Raw genomic sequence first — 16,957 nt, 5'->3', positions numbered from 1 at the left:
TCCCGTCCGCGGGGCGGTCGAGGTCAGATGAGCAGTTCGGTGAGGGCTTCGTCCGGCGGGTCCTCGGTGAGCTTCTTCAGCAGCGGCTGTTCGAGGAAGTACGCGAAGGAGGCGTAGCCGCGCCAGACCCGGCGCCACTCCCCCGCCACGGCCGCCTCACCGAGGATCCGCCGGACGCCGTCCAGGTGGGAGACGATGATGTCGGCGGCCTGCTTGGCGTGCCCGGCGGAGAAGTTGTCGATCGTCAGGTGGGCCTGCTCGTAACAGGTGTCGATGCCGTGGTGGCGCAGCTTCTGGATCTCGTGAAGGCGCATCTCGCCGGATCCGAACATCTCGATGGCGAGGTTGTAGCCGATGATCTCGTTGTAGAACCGGTCGGGGAACAGGCACATGCACAACTGCTGGATCGCGAATCCGTACAGGTCGTCGGGGAGTTCGTCCTGCTCCATGAATGCCTCGTCGCGGATGTGCGGGAGTTCGATCCCGGCGCTGGCCAGGACCCGGTGTGTCAGGGTGATGTGATTCTTGCGCAGATCGCCGTTGCCCATCTCGTCCGCGTAGATCGCGAAGAGCATCGCGTCGCTGTCGCGCTCGTCGTGGCCGGGGCGGGCGAGCCGGTGGAGCCAGGCACCGTCGATGAGGTACGTGAGGTAGAAGGTGCTCTGCCGGAAGAGCACTTCGTCGCGGTCGGGTATGTCCTTCAGCGGCCGGTAGGGCTCGATGAGCTTCTCCCAGTAGATCCGCTCGGCCCGTTCGTACAGTGCCTGGGGGCTGTAATCGAACCAGCTGGCGTCGGTGTACCTGCCGCCGCTTCCGTGGACGAAGAGGATCTCCGCGTCCTGGAAGCACCGTTCGGCGCGTTCTGCGGCGAGCGGGAGGGTGTGGGGGAAGTTCTCGATGTTGACCAGTCGGTGGAACAGCTCGCGGTGGTCGCGGGGTTCGGCCTCCGCCACGACGATGTCGGCCGGGGCGGAGCGGGCGATGGCGGTGCTGCGCCGTTCGGCCTGTTCCCGTCCCACGGTGTCGGGCGGGATCTCGATCACGGGGCGTTCACCGGCGTGGACTCGTGCCGCCCAGGCCCGCAAGGTCGCCACCTCCCGTTCGTCGAAGATCCCGAACATCGGTCCGCCGAATTTCGTGGCGTCGGTGAAGCGGCAATCGCCGTGACCGGGCCCGGTGGGCCGCAGGTACGGGGACTCGCGCAGGTCGGTGAGGAACGCGGCGAGGTCGGGGGGTGCGGTGTCCTCCCGGGGATGGCTGCGGGAGCGGAAGATGTCCGACAGCAGCCGGTCCCCGACGCGCACGCCGCCGTGCTGGGTGCCGGCCATCGGGGCGTGCCGGGAGATGATCTCGGCGACCTTCGCCTCCAGGGTGAGGCCGGCCTGCCGGGAGGCGAGTTCGGTGAGCAGGGTGAGGTGCTCCCGTTCCAGGTCCAGCGTGAGCCGTACGGCGTGGTGCAGGCGCCGCCGTTCGTCCGGGCCGGCCAGCTCCAGGTAGGTGGCGAGGGTCCGGTGCAGTTCGTCCTCGGACAGCAGCGGTGGGGTGACGGTCAGCAGGTCGTCGGTGCCGAGCGTGTGGAAGGCGTAGTGCACGCCGACGACTTCGGGCAGGAAGTTGGCGGGCAGCCGGGAGAGGGCGAGGTGGAAGCAGCCGTGCAGTGCCGTGAGCGGGCGTGCCCGGGCCTGGTCGAGGAAGCCGACGGCGGCGATCGGGGGCAGGTGGATGCCCTCGGTCTCCAGTGCGCGCCGGCGCAGGTGGGTCAGACCGCGCCGGGTCTCGCCGTTTCCGCGCAGGGTCAGGTGGTGGGTGAAGAGCCGGTTGACGATGACGGAGGGCTGGGTCGCGGGCTGGGAGACGGTGGCGAGCCAGCACCCTGCCAGTAGGGCCACGGGGGCGCGCTGGAGCAGGACGGCCCGGCGCGGCTCGGGGTCGAGGTCCCGGAGGGAGTGGGTGGTCGCGGCCAGTTGACGGCGTGCTTCGGCGACCTCGGTGGCGATGTCCTCGATGCCGGGTGCTCCCTGTGGTCCGCTGTCGTGGTGCCCGTCGGGGTGCAGGAAGGCGTCCAGGATCCGGCGGGCGAGAAGCAGCGGCGCCTCTGATTCCTGTTCCCGCAGCAGCAGCCGGTACAGGGCGCCGGGTTCGCGGGAGGCTGCCGCCGCGGCGTCCCGGCCCGACCGGCTGAACGCGAACGGCCGGCGGGGCAGTGCGGCGATGGTGTCGGGCAGGACGAAGGGGATGAAGGGACGTTCGCGGCGCGGTGGGTGCGCGTCCGGTGCGGTGGTCATTCCCGTGGTCCCTCCCGCTCGGGGATCTCGGTGCTCTCGGGGTTCCCGGGCGTCCGGAGCAGGACGCCGACGCGCTGTCCGGGGACCGCGGCCGCGAGCAGGCACAGGCTGCCGGGTCCGAGGTGGCCCAGGGCGGCCCGGTCGACGAGGTTGATCAGGGGGTCGGCGGAGAAGCAGTGCCCCACCCGGGTGATGTTGTCGGTGTGGAGCTGGCGGGTGGTGAAGCCCGCCTGGCGTTCCTTCATCAGGACGACGGGCTTGAAGATGTTGGCGTGCATCAGGGCGGCGACGTCGTCGAGTTGCTTGCCGAGGGGGGTGAGGAGGCGCTCGTTGACCGTGCGGGCGAGGTCGGAGCTGATCTCGTGCGCGTGGTCGAGGGTCCGGGTGTTCTGGGCGGCGGCGCAGCCGAGGATCTCGTAGCCGCCGTCGGTGAGGTCGGTCCTCGCGTCGGCCGCGGTGACGAGGCAGCCGGCCGCTCCGTCGCTGAAGAGTGCGTAGCCGGCCATGCGGTCCGCCTCGTGGGCGGCGCTGTCGGTGGTGACGACCAGGACTCTGCGGTGGCGTCCGGCGGTCACGAAGGCGGTGGCCGTGTCGATCGCCGCGAGCAGGTTCACGCAGCGATTCATGTTCTGGCCGTAGAAGGGGATGTCGCCGAGGCCGGCCGCGGTGAGGAAGGTCTCCATGAACCGGCCGTGGTCCTGCGAGGGTCCCGGTATCCGGGTGGAGCACAGGAGGACCGCGTCGACCGAGGTCGGGTCGGCGCCGGCCACGCGCAGGGTGGCGGCGGCGCTGTCTGCCGCCATGGACGCCAGGCTCCGGCGGGTACGGCGGACGCTTCCCCAGCCCCACAGCTCGGGTGTCGGCGGCATGCGGAGTTCCGCGGCGCGGGTGAGCAGGTCGGTGATCTCGGTGTGGTGCACCTCGGTTTCGCCCAGGACGTACTGAGGTCCGTGCAGCCACGGGTGAGTTGTGCTCATGGCGGTTCCTCTGCTGTCTCGCCCGGGGCGGGCCCCGGTCCGGGATCAGGCCGGTGGTGGGGCCGACATGCGGTCGTTGGCCTCGCCGTAGCCGAGGGCCTGCCGGCCGAAGGAGAACGTCCCCCGGTCGCGGACCTCCAGTGCCGCGGCGAGGAATCCGCCGAGTGCGGCCCGTGCGAAGCCGGATCCGATGCTGATGCGGTCGGCGCCGCAGGCGGACAGTTCGTCCACCGACAGCGTGGGCCCGGCGAGGACGTTCAGTGGCTTGCCGACGGCGGCGCGGACGGCGCGGATCGCGTCGGTGTCGGGCAGGAAGGGGGCGTAGAGGACGTCCGCGCCCGCCGCTTCGTAGGCGCGGAGCCGGGCGATGGTGTCCGCGAGGTCGGGGCGCCCGTACAGAAAGTTCTCGGCCCGGGCGGTCAGGGTGAACGGGAACGGCAGTGCCCTGGCGGCCTCGACGGCGGCGGCCACGCGTTCGACGGCGGTGCTCACCGGGTGGAGGGGCTCGGCGGGGTCGCCGGTCGCGTCCTCGATGGAGGCGCCGACCAGTCCGGCCTCGGCGGCGAGCCGGATGGTGTGGGCGATCTCGTCGGTGGAGTCGGCGTAGCAGCTCTCCAGGTCGCCGCTGACCGGTGCGGGGGTGGCGGCCACGATCGACCGCGCGTTCTCCAGCGCCTCCTCGCGCCGCACCAGGTTCACGCCGTCCGTCCGGCCCAGTGAGAAGGCCAGGCCCGCGCTGGTCGTCCCGAGCGCCGGGAACCCGAGCTGGGACAGCAGGCGGGCGCTTCCGGCGTCCCACGCGTTCGCCATGACGAAGGGCGCTTCGCCCTGGTGCAGTTGGGCGAAGTCGACGGCCCGGCGGTGCTGGTCTTCGGGGTTGAGCTGCACGGCGTTCTTCCTCCGGAGGGTGGTGTCAGATGACTTCGGTGTGCCGGTCGGCCCGGACGGCGGCGAGGAACAGATCGGTGGCCGCCCGGGGGCTTGTGTCGCGGAAGTAGAAGTGCCCGCCGTCGACCCAGTGCACGGCGGGCGGGGTGCGGCATTCGTCCTTCCACTCCCACATCCTGTCGGGGTGCAGGTAGGCGTCCTGCCGGCCGGCGATGACGCTGACCGGCACCTCCAGGGGGGCGGCCGGGCGGTACCGGTAGCCGGCGGCCATGCGGAAGTCCGCGATCACGGCGGGCAGCAGCAGGTCCATGAGCTCGTCATGGGCCATGACCTCCGGGGGGAGTCCCTCGAAGAAGTTCAGCCGCTCGGCGAATTCCCTGCCCTCCAGGGCGGCGAGCTCCCGTACCCGCGGTGACGGGGCCCGTACGGGGGCGGAGATCCCGGAGACGCACAGGTGCTGCAGGGTGGGCAGGTCGCGCAGCCGGCGGGCGGTCTCGAACGCGACCAGGCCGCCGAGGCTGTGTCCGAACAGCTGGACGGGACGGCCGGCCGTGGCCCCGGTGTCCCGCTCCGCGGCCCGGATCGCCGTGGCGGCGCCGTCGGCGAACTCCTCGAGTGTGGGGTGGGGTTCGGCCGCCCGGTGACCGCGGCCCGGCGGGCACACGGCGGCGATCTGTGCCTCCGTCCCGAGGGCGGACTGCCAGGCGAGGAACGAGCGGGGGTCTCCCCCGGCGTGGGCGAAGACGTAGACACGGGGCGTCCGGGGGGCGTCGGGGCCTCGGGTGACGAACCAGCCGCCGGGGTGTGCGGGTGTGGTCATGCGGGTGTCACCTCCGCCGGGTGGAGCCGGAAGGAGCGGGTGCGGGAGCGTGCGGGGTCGCCGGGTCGTACGTGCAGCTCTCCGAGGCCGGGCCGCAGCACGACCGCGGCGACCGTGCGTTCCCGCCGGATGTCGCCGTTGCCCTCGACGCGGAGGGGGGCCCGGGACAGCACGGCGAAGTGGTCCTCGACGCCGGCCTCGGGCGGCAGCGCGGCCAGCTCCCGGCGGCAGGTCTCCAGCCGCAGCCGGGAGAAGTTTTGCGCGAAGACGTTGAGCGCGTCGTGCGGAGCGAAGTCCGGGTGCAGGAAGTGATTGGTGTGGGTGGTGACGGCGGCCTCGGCGACGCGCAGGTCGTCCCCGAGGATCTCCACCCAGGCCGTCTTGCGCGTGTCGCACAGGACGAGGGTGCGGGAGCTGCTCAGCCGCAGGCCGCGCAGTTCCCGCACCGCCTCGTCGACGCCTGAGGTGGTGTCCAGCAGGTGCCGGATGGCGAGGTACGGCGGGAGGCCGGGGCGCCAGGTGCCGCCGAGCACGAGGTTCAGCCCCACGGCGAGTCCGTCGCTGTTGATCCCGAGGTAGCCGAGCAGGCCACCGAAGCTGAGGACGAGGGAGTGCCGGGGTGATCCGGCGGGGGCGACGCGCAGCACGCTGATCTGGTCGTCGAGGTCGCCGTTGAGATCGACGGTCTGCGCCAGCACGGGCGCGGCATCGCCGCCGGCGCGGGCGTACGTCGTGCAGTCACCCGTCGTCGGAATCCGGCGGTAGCCCATGATCTCCCGGCGCAGTTGGAGCAGCAGGGCTTCCTCCTCGCTCAGTCCGGCCCCGGCCGCCAGGCCGCGGATCTCCGCCATGAGCCGTGGGGTCTGGGTCTCGATCTCGGCGCGGTGGGCCGCGAGCAGGGGCCGCAGCGACTCCAGGGAGAGCGGCCCGGGGACGATGTGGGCGAGGCGGGCCAGGCCGTCGCCGACGAAGGCGCGCAGCTGCGCGCCGAGCGCCGTGCCGTGGTGGTGGCCGCGTGCGTGGGGGGTGCCGTGCGCCCGGATCAGGGGAACGTGCGGGTCCGGCCCGGGCCCCGCCGTGTCGCCGGTCGGCGTCTGTGTCATACGGACTCCGGCTGGTGGATCACCTTGGGCCGGAGCAGCAGTTGCTCGCGGAGCCGGGGCCATTCGCCCCGCAGCACGCTGTAGTAGACGGCGTCACGGCGGCGGCCGCCGGGCATCGGGTTGAAGCTGCGCAGGGTGCCCTCCTCGGTGGCGCCGATGTTGCGCAGGCCCCGGCGTGCCTGGAGGTTGAGCACGTCGGTCTTGAATTCGACGCGCTCGGCCGCGAGCCGGGTGAAGGCGTGCTCCAGCATGAGGAACTTCGACCAGCGGTTGACTCCCTTCCCCTGGAACCGGGTGCCGACCCAGGACCAGCCGATCTCCAGCCGTCCGTCCGCCTCGGCCATGTTGCAGAAGCTCATGCTGCCCGCCGTGCGGCCGGTCGATTTGTCGATGATGTGGTGGACGACGCGCCGGCCGGCGTTCTGGTCGGTGAGCGCCGCGTCGAAGAAGGCGTCGAAGTCGGCGTCCGTCTCGATCCGCTGGACGAAGTAGCGCCAGATCCGCGGGTCCATGGCCGGCTCGCGCAGCGCTTCGCGGTCCCCGGGGTCGATGGGACGGAGCAGGACGTGGTCGTTCTCCAGGGGCGTGGCGGCGATCTGTGCCCAGGTCATGTCAGTCCACCTCTCCGACGTGGCGCGCCAGCGCCGTGGTCACATCGCGCAGCGTAGCCATTGCGGCGACGTCCGGTTCGGTGAAACGCGCCAGGCTCACCGCTGCCTCGTCGCAGGCGGACATGAGGAACAGGACCTTGTTGAGTGAGGTCAGCCCGTAGTCGCCGGCCATGTCCGCATCGAGGTCAAGGGCATCGGGGGCGAGGTCGGATTCCAGGGCCAGGGCGAGGTGCCGTCTCGCCACGGACTCGATCGTGGATTCGGTGTCAGGCCGCATGGACGCCTCCTCGGGTGCCGTTGATGTGCGGGTGGTAGGTGTCGAGGATCCGGCCGCGCCGGGGCTTGAGCTGAGAGGTGAGCAGCCCGTTGTCGACGGTGAACCGGCCGCGCGCCACCACGACCTCGCGGATCTGCTCGTCCGCGCCGAACGCCGCGTTCGTGCGGGCGAGTTGCTCGGCGATGGCTTTCTCCTCCGGTGGTCCGACGGTGTCCGAGGCGGGTGAGACGACGGCGACCAGATGCGCCGGTGGGAGGCAGAACACCACGCATTCCTCGATGGCCGGGCTCGCTCTCAGGTGCTCCTCGATCGGGCGTACGACGATCTTCCGGCCGTTGTCCCGCACGATGACATCGTCGGCGCGGCCCAGCACGTAGAGAAAGCCGTCCTCGTCGAGGTGGCCGATGTCGTTGGTGCGCACCGTTCCGTCCGCGGCGAAGACGCGTTCCGACACGCCCGGTGGCGCCTGCTCGTAGCCCCGGCACACGGGGTGGTCGGCACGTACGTGGATCACTCCGTCGGCGTCCAGCAGGACCTGCTTGCCGGGGAGCACGCGTCCGACGCTGCCCACGCGGTGGGCCCCGGGGTGGTTCTTGGCGACGATGCAGGTCTCGTTGAGCCCGTAGCCCTCGAAGAGCGGCAGCCCGAGGGCGTCGAAGAACCGCAGGGTCGCGGCGCTCGCCGGTGCCGAGCCGGTCCACAGGTAGCGGACGCGGTCGCCGAACAGGTGCCGGGCGGCGGCCCGCGCAGCCGGTTCGCCGCCGGTCACCGGGCCGCCCGCCTGTGCCTGGAGGTGTTTCCTGGCCGCCTCGAAGAAGCCGGGTACGCCCATCACCACCGTCGGCCGGACCTGCCGCAGGGCGGGGAAGGCCGCCTCGTAGGTGCTGATGGTGACGTCGTGGCCGAACCGGAGCGCGGAGTACGTCCAGTAGCGCTGTTGCAGCACCGACAGGGGGAGGAAGACGAAGAGGTTGTCGTCCGGGCCGTGTTGGAACATCTCTTGGACGGCGTGCAGGTCGTCGTCGATGCTGCCGACGCCGGCCGTGAGCGTCTTGGGCTCGCCGGTGCTTCCGGAGGTGAGTTTGAGCGAGGTCACGTCCTCGGGCGCGTACCGCAGGGGCGGTACCTGCCGGCCGGTGGTCGTCCGCGTGGCAGCCGTGCGGACGGTGTCGGCGAGTGCCCTGATCGGGGACCCGTCGGTGCCGCCGGCGCCCGGGCGGTCGGTGACCAGCAGGGAGAGCCGGTACTGCTCCAGGAGGGCGGGGTCGGCCCGGGTGAACTTCGCCGGGTCGAAGCCGACGGTGACCGCGCCGATCCGGAGGGCGGCGAGGTCGAGCACCATCCATTCCAGGCAGTTCGCGGCGAGGACACCGATCCGGTCGCCGCGGGCGATGCCGAGGTCGCGCAGGTACAGCGCGAGCCGTCCGGCGCGGTCGTACAGGTCGGCGAGGTCCATGCTCTCGACGCCACCGAGCCGGAAGAAGGAGATCCGGTGTCCGGCTGCGGGGGGCACGGCGACGATGTGGTTGATCACCGAGGGCTCGCTCATGTCGCCCTCCCCGCCTTCCCGGCGGGGGACGCGCCGAGCCAGTGCGCCATGGTCCGTACGGTGTCGACCTCGGGCAGCCGGTCCATGGTGAGGGTGCGGCCGAACCGCTTGCGGACCGCGGCGAAGATGCGCGCGGCGGCCAGGGAGTCCCCGCCGAGGTCGTACAGGGCACGGGTGACGTCCAGGTCCGTGGCCGCGATCTTGAGCACCTTCGCCCACACGTCGGCGACCTGGCGTTCCCGTTCCGTGTCGGGCGCGGCGACGCCGGCGGCGGGATCGGCTTCCTCGCCGTGGGCCGCCAGCCGGGCGCGGTCGACCTTGCCGTTGCCCGTCAAGGGGAGGCTGTCGTGCCAGCGTACGGCGGCGGGGATCATGTAGTACGGCAGATGCTCCCGCAGGGCCGCCCGGATCGTCTCCCGCGAGGGGCGGTGCGCGCCGTCCGGCACCAGGTGGGCGACGAGTGCGCCGCGGTGTCCGTGCTCCTGCCGGAGCACCACGGCGCGTGCCACGCCCTCCAGTGCCGTCAGCCGGGTCTCCACTTCTCCGGCCTCGATGCGGTGGCCGTTCACCTTGAGCTGGAAGTCGCCGCGGCCGAGGATGTCGATCTCGCCGTTGGGCAGATAGCGGCCCAGGTCGCCGGTCCGGTAGAGCCGTTCACCGCGTACGGGGTCGTGGACGAAGCGTTCGGCCGTACGCGCGGCGTCGCCCCAGTAGCCGCGGGCGAGGCCGGTTCCGGCGGCCCAGATGTCGCCGGTCACCCAGTCGGGCACGTCGCGCAGGTGCTCGTCCAGGATGTACGCCCGGTTGTTCGCGGTGGGCCTGCCGTACGGGATGCTGCGCGAGCCGTCCTCGTCCGGGCCGATCGCGTGCAGGATGTTCCAGATGGTGGTCTCCGTCGGTCCGCCCAGCGAGACGATCTCCAGATCGGGCTTGAGCGCGCGCAGGGCCGCGGGCAGCTTCGGGGGGATGCGGTCGCCGCTCATCATCACCAGCCGGAGCGCGGGCAGTGCCCCGGGCTCCCCGGCGCCCCCGGCCACGGCCCGGTCGTGGAGGAGGGAGACGATGGCGGGGACGGAGTTCCAGACGGTCACGCCGGTGTCGGTGGCCAGCCGCAGCCAGTGCTCGGGGTCGGTGGCCTTGTCCGCGTCGGGCAGGACGACCGCGGCTCCGGTGCTCAGGGCGCCGAGGATGTCGAAGACGGACAGGTCGAAGTGGAAGGCGCTGACGCCGAAGAGCCGGTCCGTGGGTCCGATGCGGAAGCGGGCGGTGCAGTCGGCGACGACGTTGGCGACGCTCGCGCGGCCGACCATGACGCCCTTGGGCTGCCCCGTTGTGCCGGAGGTGTACAGGACGTACGCGAGCCGGTCGTCGTGCGCCCGCAGGTCCGTGCGCGGATCGGGTGGCGGGCCGGGCGGCGGCCGGGTCGCGTCGAGAGACAGGACGTCGTAGCCGTCCAGCTCCGGTGGTTGGCCCGTGTTGGTCAGGACGTGGCGCACCCGGCCGTCGGTCAGCATGTACGCGCGCCGGGCCGTGGGCAGGGTGGCGTCGATGGGCAGATAGGCGGCGCCGGCGAGGAGGGTGGCGAGGATGCCGATCAGTTGTTCGGGGCCCCGGTTCATGACGAGGCCGACGAGTTCGTCGGGGGCCGTGTTCCGCTCGCGCAGCCAGGCGGCGGCGTGCGCGGCGTGTGTGTACAGGGCGGCGTAACTCCACGTTGCCGTGCCGGTCATGATGGCCGGCGCGTCGGGGGCTCGTCGGACGTGGGTGAGGAAGGCGTCGGTCAGCAGACCCGGCGCGGGCTGCGGGGTCGCCGTGTCGTTGGCGGCCCGGCGGCGGTGGCGCTGGTCGTCGGGGAGCAGGTCGAAGGTGGTCGCGCCCCACGCGTCGTCGGTGCGGAGGGCGTGCAGGAGCCGCTGGTAGCCGGCGGTCACGGCCTCGATCAGGCCGTCGGGGAACAGCTCGTCGACGCTGTCGAACTGGACGACGACGCCGCCGTGTTGTTCGAACGCGGAGACGTCCAGCCAGACCTGGGGCGTCTGGCTGGAGGTGTACACCTCGGGACCGAACAGCTCCAGCGCCGAACCGTCGACGCCCGCGTGCCCGTGTCCGAGGGCGCTGTTGAACGTGTACGGCATCCGGCTCGCCGCGGATCCGCGCCGGGCCAGTTCGCGCAGCACCTCGATCCCGCTGAAGTGCCGGTTGTCCAACTCCCGGCGCAGCCGGGTCTGCAGCGCCCGGGCCCGGTCGGCGAAGGTGGTGCTCCGGTCGACGCCGACCTCGACCAGCATGGTGTCGCAGAAGTTGCCGACGGCGTCGAGGATGCGCGGGTGGATCGGGGGGCGGTTGGCCACGGTGGTGGTGATCGTGAAGCGTGATCCGGCGCCCCAGGCGGCCAGGGTGTCGGCGTACACCGCGAACAGCAGCGCGGAGGGGGTCAGTCCGCGGTCGGCGGCGCGGGCCTTGAGGGCGGTCCACTGCGGTGCGTCCAGGCGGGCGAAGCGCGCGGTGAAGCGGGGTGTGGCGATCGAGGACGGGCTGGTGCGCAGGGGCAGGTCGGGGTGGGGGGCGAGGTGCTCCATCCGCTCCAGCCAGTGGGCGCGGGCACGGCGGGCGGGGGCACGGGTACGGGCGGTTTCCAGCGCCGCCACGTACGCCTCGAACGACGGCTCGTCCGTGTCGTGGGGGGCCGCGTCGCCCTCGTCGTAGGCGGTCCGCCAGTCCCGGAAGAACACGAACATGGCGGTGGCGTCCATGATCAGTCCGTCGTGGTCGATGTGCAGGACCATGCGGTCGTCGGCGAGGATCGTGACGTCCGCGGCCAGCAGCGGCGGTCTGTCGGCGGGCAGGACACGGTGCGAGCGTTCCTCGCGCAGGGCGCGCCGGTGCTCCCGCTGCGCGTGGCCCGACTGGCCGCGCAGGTCGAAGCGCCCGACGCGTACGTCCACGGTGCTCTGCGTCACCTGCCTGCCGTCGGGCGTGAAGCGGGTGCGCAGCGCCGGGTGGCGGGCGACGACGGTGCGCAGCGCGCTCTCCAGCCGGTCGAGGTCCCAGGCCCCCTCGATCTCGTGGTAGACGTGGCTGGCCACGTTGCCGATCTCGACGTGCTCTCCGCGCCCGAGGAGATAGCTCTGTTGCAGGGCGGTCAGCGGGAATCCCCCGGGGGTGCCGAGGTGGGCGATCAGTTCGGCCTTGTGTGCCCTGATGAGGCCGAGGAGTTCGGTGTCCATGCGGTCGCGCGGGCCCTGGAGTCTGAGGTCGGTGCCGGTGGAGGTGAGGGCGAGACCGCGCGCCTCGATCTCGCGGAGCACCTGTACGTGGCTCATGCCGTTGCCTCCCGGTGTGCCGCGAGGGCGTCGGGGCCGGCTCCGTCCGCGATGCGGGCGGCGAGTTCGGCGACGGTGCGGGCGCCCAGCAGGTCCTCCATGGGGAGGTCGGCGCCGAGGTGTTCGGTGATCTGGTACTGCAGGGCGATGGCCTGCAGCGATTCCATGCCCAGCTGGACGAGCGAGGTGTCCCGCACGGGTTGGCCGACGGGCAGGCGCAGGGTCTGGCGGACCAGGTCGCTCAGCCACGGGAGCAGCGGCGGCGCGTCGTCCTGCGAGGGGGTGGCCGGGGGCGCGGAGCGCGGCGGGGGGACCTGCTCCCCCGGGTCGGCGAAGAACTCCTGCCGGGCGAGGACGACGGGGGTCCCGGCGGGCACCAGCTCGACTGTGGTGGGCCATCGCTGCGGCGGGGGCGCACCGATGGCGGCGGCGAGCCGGGCCGCGAACCGTGGCATGACGGGGGCCGCGCAGTCGGCGAGCAGGCGTGCGGCGGCGAGTTCGAGGGCGATGGCGGTGCGGGCCTCGTCCCGGCAGTTGTCGAGGTGCGCGGCGGGGGCCTGATCCTGGGCGAAGGTGGTGATGTCCTCGACGATGCCGTTCAGTTCGCGGGCCGCGCGGTTGAGGGAGAATCCGTCCTGCCCCAGGCTGCCGGTCACGGCCGCGCGCCGGTTCTCCAGGCGGGCCAGCAGCGCCATGTGCTCGGGCGTCCAGGTGCCGGCGTCGGGGGCGGTGCCGCCGTACCGCTGCTCGACGCGGTCGCCGAGTCCGTTCAACCAGCCCTGCCAGGTGCCGATGAGGGTCTGCCGGACGTACCTCTGGTAGGCGCGGCGTTCGAAGGTGGTGCGGCGTCCTTCGGGGCGGGTCAGCGCGAGGTAGCCGCGGATGCCGTCCACCGTGCGGGGGTTGAGGATGTCCTTGCCCCGGATGACGTGGCCACGGCTGGTGGAGAACTTGCTGTCGTCGAGCAGGTAGAACTCGTTGATGTGGTAGTCGATGTCCGGGGTCCACCGCGGGTGGGCGAGCCGGTAGAGCGCCGGGACGAACACGGGGTGGAAGAAGCTGCCGTCCGAGCCGAGGAAGTGGACGATCTTCCAGTCCTGTTCGGGGGCGTCCGCCTTCCAGGAGCGGCCGAGGCCGCGGCCGAGCGACTCGATGCCGTGCAGGACGCTGAAGGCGTAGTCCAGCCAGGACCAGATGACCTGGCCCTCCACGGCCGTCCCGGTCGGCCGGATGCCCCAGGTCGCCGGGTGGGTGACGGGGATGTCGAGGTTCTCGCGGCGGGAGAGGCGTTCGGCCAGTTCCTTCACGGGGGGCGGGACGCGGCCCAGTCGGTGGTGGGCGGCGATGTCCTTCAGCAGCCGGTGCAGCGGCACCGTGTAGCGGGTGAGGGTCCCCTCGCGCAGGGCGGTGTTCGACGCGGTGGCCTGCGCGTCGGTCAGGTCGGTGCAGACGTTGGGTTCCAGGCAGGTCTCGCACACGTTCCCGCCGGAGGGTTCGCCGCAGGTGGGGCAGCGTCCGGTGACCCCGGACTCGTACAGGTACGTGCCGCTCACGGCGTCGAAGAGGGCCGGGCCCGCGGTGGGCGCCACGGTGCCGTCGGCCGTGAGGCGGGAGAAGAACGTCCGCAGGGCGTCCGGATAGGTGTCGTCCTGGCTGGTCGCGGTGTACTGGTGGACGTCGATGTCCATCAGGCGGAGGGTGGCGAGGATCTCGGCGCTGTAGTGGGCGGCGGTCGCCGCCGGTTCGCGTCCCTCCCGGTGGGCGGCGGCCACGACGTAGTTCTGGTAGTCGTCGCTGCCGGTGAGGTGCCAGGCGTCGGCGCCGTTCATGCGCTGGAAGCGGACGAAGACGTCGGCGCCGAGGAACGGGCCGGACAGGTGGCCCAGATGGAGGTCTCCGTTGGGGGTCGGCGCGGAGGAGAAGACGAACAGGGGGCGGGTGCCGAAGCGGCGGTGCGCGGGGGCGGCCGCGGCCCCGGCTGCCCTGCCGGCGTCGCGCCAGTAGAGGCTGAGCAGCAGCAGTTCGGTGTCTCCGGTGTTCGTGACCGAGTGCGTCTCGAAGGGCTCGAACTGGACGACGGTCGCGGCGCGCACCGGGTGGCGTTCGGCGTCGACGGTCAGCTCGCCGCTGCCCGAGACGATCACCCACGTCTCGGTCTCGTCGTGCTGGTGCGCCTCCGATCGTGCGCCGGGTTCCACGCTCACCCAGGCGGCGGCGACACCCAGGCGGGCCGCGGCGCCGGTGTCGAGGGAGGTGACGTGGATGGCGTCGGAGGGGTGGGGGGCGGCGGCGCTGTGGGGGCTGATCCTCACGAGTGGCTCCCTTGGTTCGGTGCCGGGCGGGGCCGGTGCACCGGCAGACGCAGCAGGTCCACGGCGGCCGAGGCGATGGCCGGGGCGAGGCGGTAGCCGGATCCGCCCGCGGCGCCGGCGAAGACGATCCGTCCGTGGGGGTCCAGGGCCCGTACCTCGGGTTGCCCGGTCGTGCTGTAGGCGTCGCAGAACGCCCTGCCGGACAGGGCCCGTTCGGCGAGCCGGGGCAGGTACTGGCGCAGGCATGCCCGTGCTTCGGCGGTGTTCCGGGGGGTCAGTCCGCGCGCCGCCGTGCCGGGATCGGTGTCCCATTCCTGGCAGGTGTAGCTGAACAGCCAGTGCCCGCGGTGTCTGAGGGGCAGCAGGAAGGCGTCGTCGTCCTCGAAGACGAGGGCGCGGTCACCGGCGGCCGGCGGCTGGTCGAGGTGCAGAGCGATGATCTTCTTGACCCGGGCGGCGAGCGGTGCGACGAGGTCGCGCCAGGCGGGCTCGGCGAGCCAGGGTCCGGGGGCGAGGACGGCCTGGCGCGCCGTCAGGGTCTCGCCGGTGCGCAGCCGCAGCGTCACGCCGTCGCCGGGCCGGGTCCGGCCGTCGGCATCGGTGTCGTGGTCGGCGTCGGCGTCGGCGTCGGAGGGCTCCACGCGCACGACCTCGACGCCTTCGCGGAAGGTCACCCGGTGGCGCAGGTCGCGTGCCAACGCCTGGACGAGGGCGTACACGTCGGCGTACTGAGCGCCCTCGCAGCTGAACACCCGGCTGTCGTGCGGGAGGCGGATACCGAGCGAGCCTTCCGTGGGCCGGCGGTCCGGGGTCAGCCGGGCGGTGTCGAGGTAGGTCCGGCCGAGACGAGGGGCGGTCACCGGGGAGGCGACGACGGACAGGGGGGTCGGGTGGATCGGCAGCCGCGGATCCAGGTCGGTGAGTTCGTCGTAGTAGTCCTGGCTGTACCGGGCCATGCGCCGCAGGCGTTCTGTCGCACCGCGCGGGCAGTGCAGCCCGGCCGAGTACCGGCTCGCGCCGCTTCCGGCGGTCTCGCGTTCGAGGATCACGACGGACGCGGTGGGTGCACGGGCGGTGATGTGCCGGGCGATGAGACAGCCGACGATTCCGCCACCGACGACGGCGATGTCGGCCCTCTCCGCCATCACGGAGCGCCCGGTTCGTCGTCCCGGGGTTTGGCGGACCACTCCACGAAGGACGGGAGTTGTGTGTCGGGGCCCCCGCCGATGATCCGGTCGAGGATACGGCGGCTGCGCCAGGCGGTGAGGCTCAGATTGGGGTCCGCCAGGCCGCGCTGGCCACGGGCGGCGTTCTGCATGAAGATCATGCGGTCGCGCGGGCCGTCCCACTGGACGGCGAAGTCCTGGTCGATGCGGTACTCGCTGCCCTCGCGCTCCAGCCGGTCGGCGATGGGCGCGAGGAAGTCCGTCGGGGCCGGGCGGAACCCGGTGGCCCACACGATGATGTCCGTGTCGAGGTGCTCGACGGCGCCCGGCTCGTCGTTGTGGGTCATCTTCATGGCCCACGCTCCCGATTCGTTCTTGGCCACGTCGGTGACGTCCCGGTTGGGCAGCAGTGTCACGAGGTCCTGGGCACCGCGGATGAAGCGGTGCTCGTAACAGTGCTGGTAGATCTCCCGCAGCGTCGATGCGGAAATCCCGTCGCTGGTCAGGATGTTCTTCCTGTTGAGCGAGTTCCGCGTCTCGCGGTCCAGTCCGAAGAAGTGGTCCGAGTAGCTAGGAACGTAGTACTCGTTCGTGAACGGCGAGTCGTCGAGGGGTAGATAGTTCTCCCGGCGGGACACCCACGTCACGCGCCGGGGCAATTCTTTCGGTGGGCGCGATATCAGATCCAGGAAAGCCTCGGCGCCGGACTGGCCTCCGCCGACCACCGTGACCCTCCTGCCGGCGACGTTCTGTGATTCCACGGTGAAGTCGGAGACGTGGAACTGGGTTTCGCCGAGTTTTCCCAGGGAGGTCTCCGGAACCCACGGCCGGGTGCCGACGCCCACGACGATGTTCTCCGCCCGCACGGTGCGCCGGCTGGTCCGGACGATGAACAGGCCGTCGAACTCCACGGAGAGCACCTTCTCGCCGAAGACCACGTTCTTGTTGCGCCGGCTGGCCCACTCCAGATAGTTCCGGAACTCCATGCGCGGCACCGCGTCGTACTGCGCGTTGATGAAGTGGTAGATCCTGCCCTGTTCGTGCAGGTAGGACAGGAAGGAGAACCCGTTCGTGGGGTCGGACAGCAGGACCAGGTCCTTCAGGAGGGAGACCTGCAGCGACGCGCCGGTCATCTGCTGGCCGTCGTGCCAGCCGAACTGGTCGTTCTCGTCGAGGAAGAGGTTCGATACCCCCGGTCGGCCGTGCAGCAGCGACGCCAGACTGAGATTGGCCGGGCCGACCCCGATGCCGACGCAGCGGTAGTACGTCGATTTCCCTGCTCCGGTGTGCGCGCTGCCTTGTGCGACAGATTTTCCCACAGTGTTAACACACTCCCAGCACTGACGTCGCCTGACCGCCGGGGGGATTCTGCCTTCACGTGGACAGCTGTCGCAGGGGCATCGCGGAATACCCTTCGAATCGACCTCAAAGGTTTTCATCTCGGGGGAATTTCAGCCAACGCTTTTCAGAGAATCATCCATGCGATGCAGCGGGAATCCGGAACGGTCAACGTGAGGAGAACACCGGGCACCCAGAAAGTCGGCTCATGTGCACGTGCTCGTTCGCCTGTCTTGCATTTACGGCCACGCGGGAACTCCGGCACGGACTGATGAGGCCGTTTCCCCGCATTTCATATCGGCGATTTT

General features: G+C 71.5%; 12 protein-coding genes. All 12 read right to left on the bottom strand.

Going from position 1 to position 16,957, the window contains the following annotated elements:
• Positions 1–23 precede the first annotated feature (23 nt).
• From ACTFAP_RS28730 to ACTFAP_RS28675, 12 genes are read right to left on the bottom strand one after another with little or no spacing between them, the layout of a single operon-like run.
• Positions 24–2,285: an iron-containing redox enzyme family protein gene (locus ACTFAP_RS28730; protein ID WP_500467841.1), complete on the bottom strand. Its 2,262-nt coding sequence runs from the start codon at positions 2,283–2,285 to the stop codon at positions 24–26.
• Entirely contained in the window at positions 2,282–3,262 is a 981-nt protein-coding gene (locus tag ACTFAP_RS28725) for a beta-ketoacyl-[acyl-carrier-protein] synthase family protein (protein WP_451748464.1), read from the bottom strand. The genes ACTFAP_RS28730 and ACTFAP_RS28725 overlap by 4 nt, the downstream gene beginning before the upstream one ends.
• A 45-nt stretch (positions 3,263–3,307) precedes the next feature.
• Positions 3,308–4,150 (bottom strand): isocitrate lyase/PEP mutase family protein, encoded by an 843-nt coding sequence (locus ACTFAP_RS28720; RefSeq protein WP_451748463.1) that lies wholly within the window; start codon positions 4,148–4,150, stop codon positions 3,308–3,310.
• Positions 4,151–4,175: 25 nt separating this feature from the next.
• A complete protein-coding gene (locus ACTFAP_RS28715; protein WP_451748461.1) occupies positions 4,176–4,970 on the bottom strand; it encodes a thioesterase II family protein in 795 nt (264 codons plus the stop codon).
• Positions 4,967–6,073: a C45 family autoproteolytic acyltransferase/hydrolase gene (locus ACTFAP_RS28710; protein WP_451748459.1), complete on the bottom strand. Its 1,107-nt coding sequence runs from the start codon at positions 6,071–6,073 to the stop codon at positions 4,967–4,969. The genes ACTFAP_RS28715 and ACTFAP_RS28710 overlap by 4 nt, the downstream gene beginning before the upstream one ends.
• Entirely contained in the window at positions 6,070–6,684 is a 615-nt protein-coding gene (locus ACTFAP_RS28705; RefSeq protein ID WP_451748457.1) for a GNAT family N-acetyltransferase, read from the bottom strand. Before ACTFAP_RS28705 ends, ACTFAP_RS28710 begins: the two co-directional genes overlap by 4 nt.
• A gap of 1 nt (position 6,685) precedes the next feature.
• Positions 6,686–6,961 carry an acyl carrier protein gene (locus ACTFAP_RS28700; protein WP_390124550.1) on the bottom strand — a complete coding sequence of 92 codons (276 nt, stop codon included), beginning with the start codon at positions 6,959–6,961 and terminating at the stop codon, positions 6,686–6,688.
• Positions 6,951–8,510 carry an AMP-binding protein gene (locus tag ACTFAP_RS28695; RefSeq protein ID WP_451748453.1) on the bottom strand — a complete coding sequence of 520 codons (1,560 nt, stop codon included), beginning with the start codon at positions 8,508–8,510 and terminating at the stop codon, positions 6,951–6,953. Before ACTFAP_RS28695 ends, ACTFAP_RS28700 begins: the two co-directional genes overlap by 11 nt.
• Positions 8,507–11,833: a non-ribosomal peptide synthetase gene (locus tag ACTFAP_RS28690; RefSeq protein ID WP_500467840.1), complete on the bottom strand. Its 3,327-nt coding sequence runs from the start codon at positions 11,831–11,833 to the stop codon at positions 8,507–8,509. Before ACTFAP_RS28690 ends, ACTFAP_RS28695 begins: the two co-directional genes overlap by 4 nt.
• Positions 11,830–14,145, bottom strand: a complete 2,316-nt coding sequence (locus ACTFAP_RS28685; RefSeq protein WP_500467839.1) for a class I tRNA ligase family protein — start codon at positions 14,143–14,145, stop codon at positions 11,830–11,832. The genes ACTFAP_RS28690 and ACTFAP_RS28685 overlap by 4 nt, the downstream gene beginning before the upstream one ends.
• Positions 14,142–15,290 carry an NAD(P)/FAD-dependent oxidoreductase gene (locus ACTFAP_RS28680; protein WP_500469588.1) on the bottom strand — a complete coding sequence of 383 codons (1,149 nt, stop codon included), beginning with the start codon at positions 15,288–15,290 and terminating at the stop codon, positions 14,142–14,144. The genes ACTFAP_RS28685 and ACTFAP_RS28680 overlap by 4 nt, the downstream gene beginning before the upstream one ends.
• Entirely contained in the window at positions 15,290–16,630 is a 1,341-nt protein-coding gene (locus tag ACTFAP_RS28675) for a lysine N(6)-hydroxylase/L-ornithine N(5)-oxygenase family protein (protein ID WP_500467838.1), read from the bottom strand. Before ACTFAP_RS28675 ends, ACTFAP_RS28680 begins: the two co-directional genes overlap by 1 nt.
• Positions 16,631–16,957: the final 327 nt, after the last annotated feature.

This window comes from Streptomyces sp. PH9007 (genome assembly GCF_059813725.1).
The sequence above is the reverse complement of the archived record's forward strand: the minus strand, read 5'-3'. Positions and strand labels throughout refer to the sequence as shown.

Excerpts from the sequence above, each read along its gene's own strand:
- ACTFAP_RS28695 (WP_451748453.1), bottom strand. The coding sequence starts at position 8,510 with ATGAGCGAGCCCTCGGTGATCAACCACATCGTCGCCGTGCCCCCCGCA.
- ACTFAP_RS28690 (WP_500467840.1), bottom strand. The coding sequence starts at position 11,833 with ATGAGCCACGTACAGGTGCTCCGCGAGATCGAGGCGCGCGGTCTCGCC.
- ACTFAP_RS28715 (WP_451748461.1), bottom strand. The coding sequence starts at position 4,970 with ATGACCACACCCGCACACCCCGGCGGCTGGTTCGTCACCCGAGGCCCC.
- ACTFAP_RS28730 (WP_500467841.1), bottom strand. The coding sequence starts at position 2,285 with ATGACCACCGCACCGGACGCGCACCCACCGCGCCGCGAACGTCCCTTC.
- ACTFAP_RS28700 (WP_390124550.1), bottom strand. The coding sequence starts at position 6,961 with ATGCGGCCTGACACCGAATCCACGATCGAGTCCGTGGCGAGACGGCAC.
- ACTFAP_RS28705 (WP_451748457.1), bottom strand. The coding sequence starts at position 6,684 with ATGACCTGGGCACAGATCGCCGCCACGCCCCTGGAGAACGACCACGTC.
- ACTFAP_RS28725 (WP_451748464.1), bottom strand. The coding sequence starts at position 3,262 with ATGAGCACAACTCACCCGTGGCTGCACGGACCTCAGTACGTCCTGGGC.
- ACTFAP_RS28680 (WP_500469588.1), bottom strand. The coding sequence starts at position 15,290 with ATGGCGGAGAGGGCCGACATCGCCGTCGTCGGTGGCGGAATCGTCGGC.
- ACTFAP_RS28710 (WP_451748459.1), bottom strand. The coding sequence starts at position 6,073 with ATGACACAGACGCCGACCGGCGACACGGCGGGGCCCGGGCCGGACCCG.